The 336-nt window shown below is 49.1% G+C and carries 1 pseudogene; it reads right to left on the bottom strand.

The features are described 5' to 3' along the window. Positions 1 to 89 precede the first annotated feature (89 nt). A pseudogene (locus LKX83_RS32165) lies at positions 90 to 336 on the bottom strand (MFS transporter); the annotation flags it as partial.

Below are 336 nucleotides of genomic sequence, written 5' to 3'. Positions count from 1 at the left end.
ATCATTCTCAGCTTCAGCCCGCTTATCGAAGCGCTTGCCCCTGCGGAAGAGGAGCAGGCCAGATTCCTCGTATCTTTAGATGAGTGAGTCTAGCTGATTTTCCAAAGGTGGGTGCGAACATAAATAAGGAAGACACACAGATTCCAGACAGCAGCGCTCAAAAAGATGATAGAGGTTCCCCACCACATCATCATCCAGCCGGATGCATACATAGTCAGCGGCATACCTACGCGGAACAGAGTACCGGTAATTCCGCTAATTCTTCCCATCAAGTGAGCAGGAGTCTGCTCATGCCGAAATGTATACATAGAGGTGCTGTACAGCGATATAGCGATG

Source organism: Cohnella baijiui, from assembly GCF_020731285.1.
GTDB lineage: Bacteria > Bacillota > Bacilli > Paenibacillales > Paenibacillaceae > Cohnella.
This window is presented reverse-complemented; position numbering and strand designations above follow the sequence as displayed.